The 8034-nt window shown below is 43.5% G+C and carries 7 protein-coding genes; 3 read left to right on the top strand and 4 right to left on the bottom strand.

What is annotated here, in order from left to right; genetic code table 11:
• Window positions 1–1100: 1100 nt before the first annotated feature.
• The 4 genes from rpoH to ftsY form a co-directional block, all read right to left on the bottom strand.
• Entirely contained in the window at window positions 1101–1952 is an 852-nt protein-coding gene (gene rpoH, locus FN961_RS25445; protein ID WP_144042943.1) for an RNA polymerase sigma factor RpoH, read from the bottom strand.
• Between the two features lie 386 nt (window positions 1953–2338).
• Entirely contained in the window at window positions 2339–3304 is a 966-nt protein-coding gene (ftsX, locus tag FN961_RS25440) for a permease-like cell division protein FtsX (protein ID WP_144042942.1), read from the bottom strand.
• Between the two features lie 26 nt (window positions 3305–3330).
• Complete coding sequence (gene ftsE / locus FN961_RS25435; RefSeq protein WP_144042941.1) at window positions 3331–4026, bottom strand: cell division ATP-binding protein FtsE; 696 nt, start codon at window positions 4024–4026, stop codon at window positions 3331–3333.
• Between the two features lie 91 nt (window positions 4027–4117).
• Entirely contained in the window at window positions 4118–5701 is a 1584-nt protein-coding gene (gene ftsY, locus FN961_RS25430; RefSeq protein WP_144042940.1) for a signal recognition particle-docking protein FtsY, read from the bottom strand.
• Between the two features lie 330 nt (window positions 5702–6031).
• Here ftsY and rsmD point away from each other — a divergent pair, with 330 nt between their 5' ends.
• The 3 genes from rsmD to FN961_RS25415 form a co-directional block, all read left to right on the top strand.
• Window positions 6032–6613, top strand: coding sequence for a 16S rRNA (guanine(966)-N(2))-methyltransferase RsmD (gene rsmD / locus FN961_RS25425; RefSeq protein ID WP_144042939.1), 582 nt, complete (start codon window positions 6032–6034; stop codon window positions 6611–6613).
• 9 nt (window positions 6614–6622) lie between these two features.
• A complete protein-coding gene (locus tag FN961_RS25420; protein ID WP_144042938.1) occupies window positions 6623–6898 on the top strand; it encodes a DUF1145 domain-containing protein in 276 nt (91 codons plus the stop codon).
• A gap of 344 nt (window positions 6899–7242) precedes the next feature.
• Window positions 7243–8034, top strand: a 792-nt coding sequence (locus FN961_RS25415; protein ID WP_221936150.1) for a hypothetical protein, incomplete at its 3' end; no start/stop codon positions are given.

Here is an 8034-nt window from a genome sequence, read left to right as displayed (position 1 = left end):
TAACTTCCCAAGACATATCGTCTTGGCTAGGGAGGCGTATTCTACACTCTCCAGTGTCGGCGTCAAGCGCTTATTTTATCAAGTTTTTCGAGTGGTGATTTCTTATACAGAAGTCAAACTCGAAGCTTGTAAAGCGGTTGTCACCTGAATCAAATCTCCGAAGAGTCTTAACTCTCTAACATCGCTGCAAGTCCCGTATTATCTAAGCTTTCGTTTAGGTAAGTGGCCTGCTGTGCCGTGTCAGTGGATGCGCATTATAGGGATATCAGCCCAGAGCACAAGCGCTTTTTACTCAAAAATGCATGTTTTTATCAAATGATGACTTAAGTACATCATACACACCACTTACACACAGAGTTACCCACAAATGTGCACCTTAAACTGACTTTTTACTTCAACAGGTAGCGGATACATGACTATATCTAGCCAGGTGTTTACCGATCGCAAAGGGTATTTAATCATTACGCTTATCTATAAGAGTTAGCACTTTTGGTCATGTGAGATAACTTTAGTCCTTTATTATGTATTGAACTCCTTATACACATCGACTCTTTACTATATAAAGAGTGATACCAATCAGTATAAAGATTTGATCGCTCAGCGAGAGTTTAGCGGTCCTGAGGCAAGGCAACGAGTGAAGAGCATAGTTATTCTACGGTTAAGCTCGTTAACACAGGATCAGAACCGCTAAAACTCGCCTGTAAGGAGTGTTTTTGGCTGCCTACTTCTGCGTTGAATGAAGTCATAAGGGAACAACCATTATCTCATCCATTCGCCTTGAATTAGTTTGCCAAAAAACACTCTGAGTAGATCAACTTCTTATACTGATTGGTATGACATAACTGTTCCAGGCATCCCCCCTTCGCTCTGACCGCGAGGGACTGTGGAAATGTACAATACATGTAGGGAACATCTGGCACCCTGCGGAGATAATTATTCTGACTATCAGGGATGATAGGAATGCACAGAGATGTAGGAACATCTCCTGCCATATACAAAGCTGATGAGTATCCATCAATGGCTTATCGGCATAAATGTTCCAGACACAAAAAAACCTGCCGAGGCAGGTTTTAATTATTCGGAACTTGGCGTGTGTATAATTACGCTTCCATTCGTCCTTTAAGCTTGTTCATTGCATTCTTTTCAAGTTGTCTAATACGTTCAGCAGACACTTGATAAGTTGCAGCTAAATCCTGCAAGGTTGCTTTATCTTCGCTTAACCAGCGTTCCTGCAATATGTGCTGACTACGCTCATCTAACGTTTTGATGGCGGCCAGAAGGCGGGCTTGGTTATTTGACTCTAAGTTAGCATTCTCAACTTGAGACGCGAGATCAGAAGAGTGATCTTCTAAATAGTGAACCGGAGAAAAATCTTGGTCATCATCGTTATCGCTCGCAAGATCAAAAGCAGGATCTTGAGCAGCCATACGTGATTCCATCTCTGTCACATCGGCTTTCGATACCCCTAGGTTATCGGCAACCATTCCCACTTCTTCGTCACTAAACCAGCCAAGACGCTTTTTAGATTTACGAAGATTAAAGAACAACTTACGTTGTGCTTTAGTGGTAGCAACTTTAACTATGCGCCAGTTTTTTAGCACATATTCATGAATTTCAGCTTTAATCCAATGCACGGCAAATGAAACAAGACGTACGCCCACATCAGGGTCGAAACGCTTTACAGCCTTCATCAGGCCAATATTGCCTTCTTGGATTAGATCAGCTTGCGGGAGGCCGTAGCCTGAGTAACCTTTAGCAACATGTACCACAAAACGTAAGTGAGACATAATCAGCTGCTTCGCTGCCTGCAGGTCACCGGTTTCTTGTAATCGCTTAGCTAACTCATGCTCTTGCTCAGGCTTCAACATCGAGATGTTGTGCGCAGAGTGGACATAAGCCTCTAAACTACCGCTTCCGTGAGGAACCGTAAGCGCCATTGATTGATTAGTCATTCATGCTCCTACATTTCTTACTTAAAATTCAAACTATTACAGTGAACTACTAAAATTCACTTCTGGTTATATCTTCTTAATTCAAATATAAGGACACAGCTTACAACTGATTTCTTACAATAAGATTAAGTAAAAACTAAACCAGCTCACCTTTTAGTCTAAAAAGGCAAGATGACGAACTATCCTAGATTTGACAACTTATGTCAACCTCAGACTAATACTGATAGGAATAATATCAATCAGTAAATTCGAGGCTATTTTTGCGCTATGGCAGTAGACAAAGCAAATGAAACTTAGTTCATAAAGTGGCAGGTGTCACCCGAGAGATAGAACTTATTAGTTATATCTAAGCTACTTCGAATATTAGCCCAATGAAAACCAAGACTTTATGAAGGTTCAATTGCTCTTAAGTGCTGGCGTACTGATAAATAAGATCCTAACCAACCAAGGAATGAGGCTAAACAAACCAGTTGACCCAACTCAACCAGAGTTAAGGTTTCCATTTGCAGCTGACTACCGTACAAGCCTAGAAGCTCTGCCAACGCACTGTCGAGATACAAGACCAGTATGTTAATAATAATCCAGGCAAGTATCCCACCGATCACCCCATACCAGATCCCAGTATAAAGGAAGGGCCGTTGAATAAAGGCTTCTGTGGCACCGACCAACTTCATCACCTCTATTTCGGTGCGACGATTCATAATCGCGAGGCGGATAGTGTTACCAATAACAAGTACCACGGCCAAAACAAGTAAGGCTGCGATAGCAAGCACGGTACGCTCCAATAGTCTGACCACAGCTTGAAGTCGCTCTAACCACTCAATATCGAGTCGGCCAAAGCTCACCTCTGGTTCTTGTTCTAGTTTTTTAAGCAGCTCACGAGCGCCAGTTGGACTGGAATATTTAAGCGTAGGCGTAACGGTCACTACCGCAGGCAGGGGATTAGTCTCCAAATAAGAGATAGCCTCACCAAACCCAGATAAACGCTGAAACTCCTCCAGTGCCTGATCGCGATTAATATAGTGAACTTCGCTCACCTCAGAATACACTTTGACCCGACTAATCAAACTCTGAATCGTCTTTTCACTGCGAGCATCATCGATAAAGAGTGAGATCTCAGCAGCACTATTCCAAGATTGGGTAATGGCTTCGGCGTTTTTAACCAACACTTGCAATGCAGCAGGCAAACTTAAACTGACGCCCAACACAGCCATGGTCATCAAAGAGGAAACGGGATTACGCCATAGCTCACCCATACTCGCCATCGCATGTTGTATATGACGAATGAAAAACATCACTATACGACCGGAAAACGGTAGCTTACTTCTGACTAACTGAGGCTTTTTGCTCATGCTATTCCCTATGCTCCGAAGCGAAGTTAAACGTTAAATGCGTTTGTTGAACTCGAAGGCAACTCATCGCCCCCCAACACATGCCCTTGCTTCAGGGTTAAAGTACGGTACTTCATTCTGGCTATCAGCCCTAAATCATGAGTCGCAATAAGCACCGTGGTGCCTGAGTCATTAAACGTCTCAAACAACCGCAGAATATCCATCGACAACTTAGGATCTAAGTTACCCGTGGGCTCATCGGCCAATAACAAAGGAGGCTTATTCACAATGGCGCGCGCAATCCCCACTCGCTGCTGCTCACCACCCGACAACATGACAGGGCTATGACGCTCTTTGCCATAAAGGCCAACCATGTCTAAGGCCGCATGAACTCGCTTTTTGATCTCCCCATGGGAGAAGCCTTCGATAACTAAAGGCAAAGCGACATTATCGAACACACTCTTCTCCATCAATAGATGATGATTTTGGAAGATCATGCCAATATCACGCCTTAAATAGGGAACATCTTTAGGGGAAAGATCAGCGATATTGTGACCATTGATCAGCACTCGTCCGGCGTTAGCTCGTTCAATCACCGTGATTAACTTGAGCAAGGTACTCTTACCTGCGCCCGAATGGCCCGTTAAAAAGGCCATTTCACCACGCTTGAGGTGAAAGTTCACATCTGACAATGCTTTCTGCCCGCCAGGATAAACCTTACTCACTTGCTCAAATTGAATCATCTAGGTCCACTGTCCATTGATCTATTATTTGATACCCAAATCACTTGCCGACATGCTCAATATTACATCTCGGGTCTTTTAGGTATTTGAACTACTTCTTCTCGTCATTCTCTTGGGTAAAAAGCGCATCAATAAAGTCTTTTGCATCAAAGGTTCGCAAATCATCAATCTGCTCACCGACGCCAATATGCCGAATTGGAATACCAAACTTATCCGCTATCGCAAAAATAACGCCACCTTTAGCAGTGCCATCAAGCTTACTGATGGTAATTCCGGTCACACCAACGGCTTGCTTAAACAACTCAGCCTGACTAATTGCATTCTGACCTGTACACGCATCTAAGGTTAACATCACTTCGTGAGGCGCATTTTCATCGAGCTTTTTCATCACTCGAACCACTTTTTTAAGCTCGTCCATCAAGTGAGATTTATTCTGCAATCGACCTGCTGTATCGGCAATCAAAACATCAACGTTACGCGCTCGAGCTGCTTGTAAAGCATCGAACAATACAGAAGCACTGTCTGCGCCAGTATGTTGAGCGATAACAGGAATATCGTTTCTCTGGCCCCACACTTGTAACTGTTCGACCGCCGCAGCACGGAAAGTATCACCTGCTGCTAACATAACCGATTTACCTTGTGCCTGATACTGTTTCGCTAACTTGCCAATCGTTGTGGTTTTACCCACACCGTTAACACCCACCATCAAAATAACAAATGGACCATCGGCATTTTCAGGTACAAGCGGGATAGAGACAGGCTCTAAGGTTTTCTGCATCTCTTCGCGCAACAGTTCATATAAGGCTTCGCCATCTTTTAACTGTTTACGACTGGCTTGTTCTGTCAAATTCTTAATCAAGCGCGTGGTGGTTTCAACGCCCACATCGGCGATCAACAACTGCTCTTCTAACTCTTCGAACAGATCATCATCGATCTTCTTGCCTTTAAACAGACCAACGAAACCGCTACCGATATTCTCACTGGTACGTTTAAGTCCACGTTTAAGACGCGCAAAGAAGCCCTCTTTTACAGGCTTAGCCTGAGGCTCAGGTTGACGATCTTCATCATCAGCCAGCTCTGTAGCTTCGGTTTCAATTCGTGCCTGCTCTGCTGCTTCGGTTTCAATTCGTGCCTGCTCTGCTGCTTCGGCTTCAACTCGTGCCTGCTCTGCTGCTTCGGCTTCAACTCGTGCCTGCTCTGCTGCTTCGGCTTCAACTCGTGCCTGCTCTGCTGCTTCGGCTTCAACTCGTGCCTGCTCTGCTGCTTCGGCTTCAACTCGTGCCTGCTCTGCTGCTTCGGCTTCAATGCGTGCCAGCTCTGCTGCTTCAGCTTCAACGCGTGCCTGCTCTGCTGCTTCAGCTTCAATGCGTGCCTGCTCTGCTGCTTCGGCTTCAACGCGTGCTAGCTCTGCTGCTTCGGCTTCAACTCGTGCCTGCTCTGCTGCTTCGGCTTCAATTCGTGCATGTTCAGCTACTTCAACTGCTACACGGGCTTGCTCTACTTTTTCGGCTTCAGCATGTGCCAGATCTAACGCATCAACACGCGCCAACTCAGCCGCTTCAGCCTCAAGGCGTTCCAGCTCTTGAGAATCCGTTACATTTTCAACTTCCTGAGTGTTAACTTCATCTGCAGACTTATCTTTGCGGAACCAGGAAAAAAAACCTTTCTTTGCCATGTGTATTACCGATACTCAACTAACTTGCATTTCAAATGTAGGCTGACTAAGCCAGCCTACATTCATCTAATTTGGGGCACATTATAACCAAAACATGGATGCAAATATGCAGCAAAACCTTCGATTTTTTCTCTTTAAAGCGCAGGAACACACCATTTAGGCTTTCTTTGAGTTAAAATGGTGGCCTATATACCCAAGTCACTTCTAAGATGCTGGATTCAGCATGACGAAAAAGCTTGAGGGCAAACAAGCGAGACAGTCTACCACTTTCTTTCTTCAGGCAAAATCACAGTACCAATAACAACCAATATTTTAGTTAACAGGATTGAGATGGCTAATAATCGACCTTCTAGCGGTCAAGTGCGGATCATTGCAGGACAATGGCGCTCAAGACGTTTACCTATTCATGATCTTGAAGGGTTGCGACCAACGACCGATCGCGTCAGAGAGACACTATTTAACTGGCTAGCAGGCGACCTAGCCGGCGCTCGTGTACTTGATTGCTTCGGTGGCAGTGGCGCACTTTGCCTTGAATCTCTTTCTCGATACGCAAGCTATGCCAAGGTATTTGAGTTACAGGCCAGTGCAGCGCAGCAATTAACACTGAACCTAAAAACACTAAAGTGCGATCCAGAGATAGCAGAAGTGATTAAAGGGGACACTTTAGCGTTACTGACAGTACAGCCTACTGAAGCTTTTGATATCGTTTATATCGACCCTCCCTTCAGAAAGGAACTAGCCGAAAAGACCATAGCGCTACTCGAACAACATAACTGGCTTAAAGAAAACGCGCAGATCTATGTAGAAACCGAAAGTGAAATCACTCACCTAAGTGTTCCTGCAAACTGGGTTCAATTAAAAGAAAAAAAAGCGGGCCAGGTAATCTACCGTTTATATCAATATCAGCCTTAAGAGAAATGTATGAATTTTATGATTTTCGCAGGTAAAGCCATAACCCTATTAGCTTGGTTGATGATGGGCTACAACTTGATAATGCCTTTTGAAGGAGATCTCTCGCTCGTACTCAATATTTTACTGCTTATCACTCTGCTGATGCACGGCCTACAAACGCTAGTCTTGCATCACTTGTGCAAAACACGTTTATCTTTAACCCGAAGCGATTACCTCAATGTCTTCGTCTTTGGGGTATTCAGCCTGCTATCTTATCGAAGAGAAGTGTTAATGAGCCCCAAGTAATAAACCTGAGTGTTAACAGTTTTAGCACTCATTTACTAGACACAGTAATTCACTAGCAACAGATCAAATTAAATTCATCTGACCGCTTAGAAAGATAACTTTATAGTGGTTAAAACTAAATAAAATAAGTTTGACTTTTTAAAACCCTTGCTTTCAAAGTTAATCACCTAACTTTTCAAAACACTACGAAATAAACGAAAAGCAGCCAACTAAACCAACAAAAATCTCATTATTGATATATAAACCCAAACCATGCCAGCAAGGGTTTATGAATAACCACTGTTGACAAGATGTTACTAAATGTGTATCTATTGTTCTATACATAATTCAAGGATTTGATTGTTATGCACCCTGCCTCATGGATGATGAAGCTTTTCTTAATCACGCTATTTCTATTTTCTTTTTCAGTCTTAGGCTCCACTGCAAACCTGTCAGTGATTGAAGATGGCTCTTTATCAATTTTCCCTCCCCATTATGGTGTTACATACTCCGATAATAATACCAGTGTATCCAGCGCTTCCCACGGAGCTACTTTTGTCAATCAAGCAATCAATAAGGTCATTTATAATCCAAACAATAACTTTTGTGGAAGCGATAGCTTTGTTATCACTCATGTTGGATTGCCAGAACCTGATGGCCGCCGTCGCGGAGGAGGTAGAGTTTCTATAGAACGCGTTACAATCAATGTTTCAGTCACCTGTGTAAATGATAAACCCCTATTTTCATATCTTGCAAATAAAACGGTAAGTGAAGATGCTGCTTCTCAAATCATTAATTTTACTATCAGCGACATTGATACGTCGGTCTACTCGATTAACTTAGGCCGTTCAACATCCAATAGTTCCTTACTGCCAACAAACAATATCTCTCTTGGTGGAAGTGGCGCAAACCGAACCGTCACTTTTAGACCAGTAGCAAATAAATATGGTAGAGCAACAGTCACTATATCTGCAAACGACGGGGCAAATACGGCAACACGAAGTTTTATTGTAACTGTAAACCCTGTTAACGACGCTCCTACAATAAGCGGCATTGGCACGCAAAGCCTCAATGAAGATAGCAGTAAGGCCATTGGCTTTAGCATTGCTGACATTGAAACGGCAACAACTTCTTTATCTGTGACTCGTCGTAGCAGT

This window comes from Shewanella hanedai (assembly GCF_007197645.1).
GTDB classification, from domain to species: domain Bacteria; phylum Pseudomonadota; class Gammaproteobacteria; order Enterobacterales; family Shewanellaceae; genus Shewanella; species Shewanella hanedai.
The sequence above is the reverse complement of the archived record's forward strand: the minus strand, read 5'-3'. Positions and strand labels throughout refer to the sequence as shown.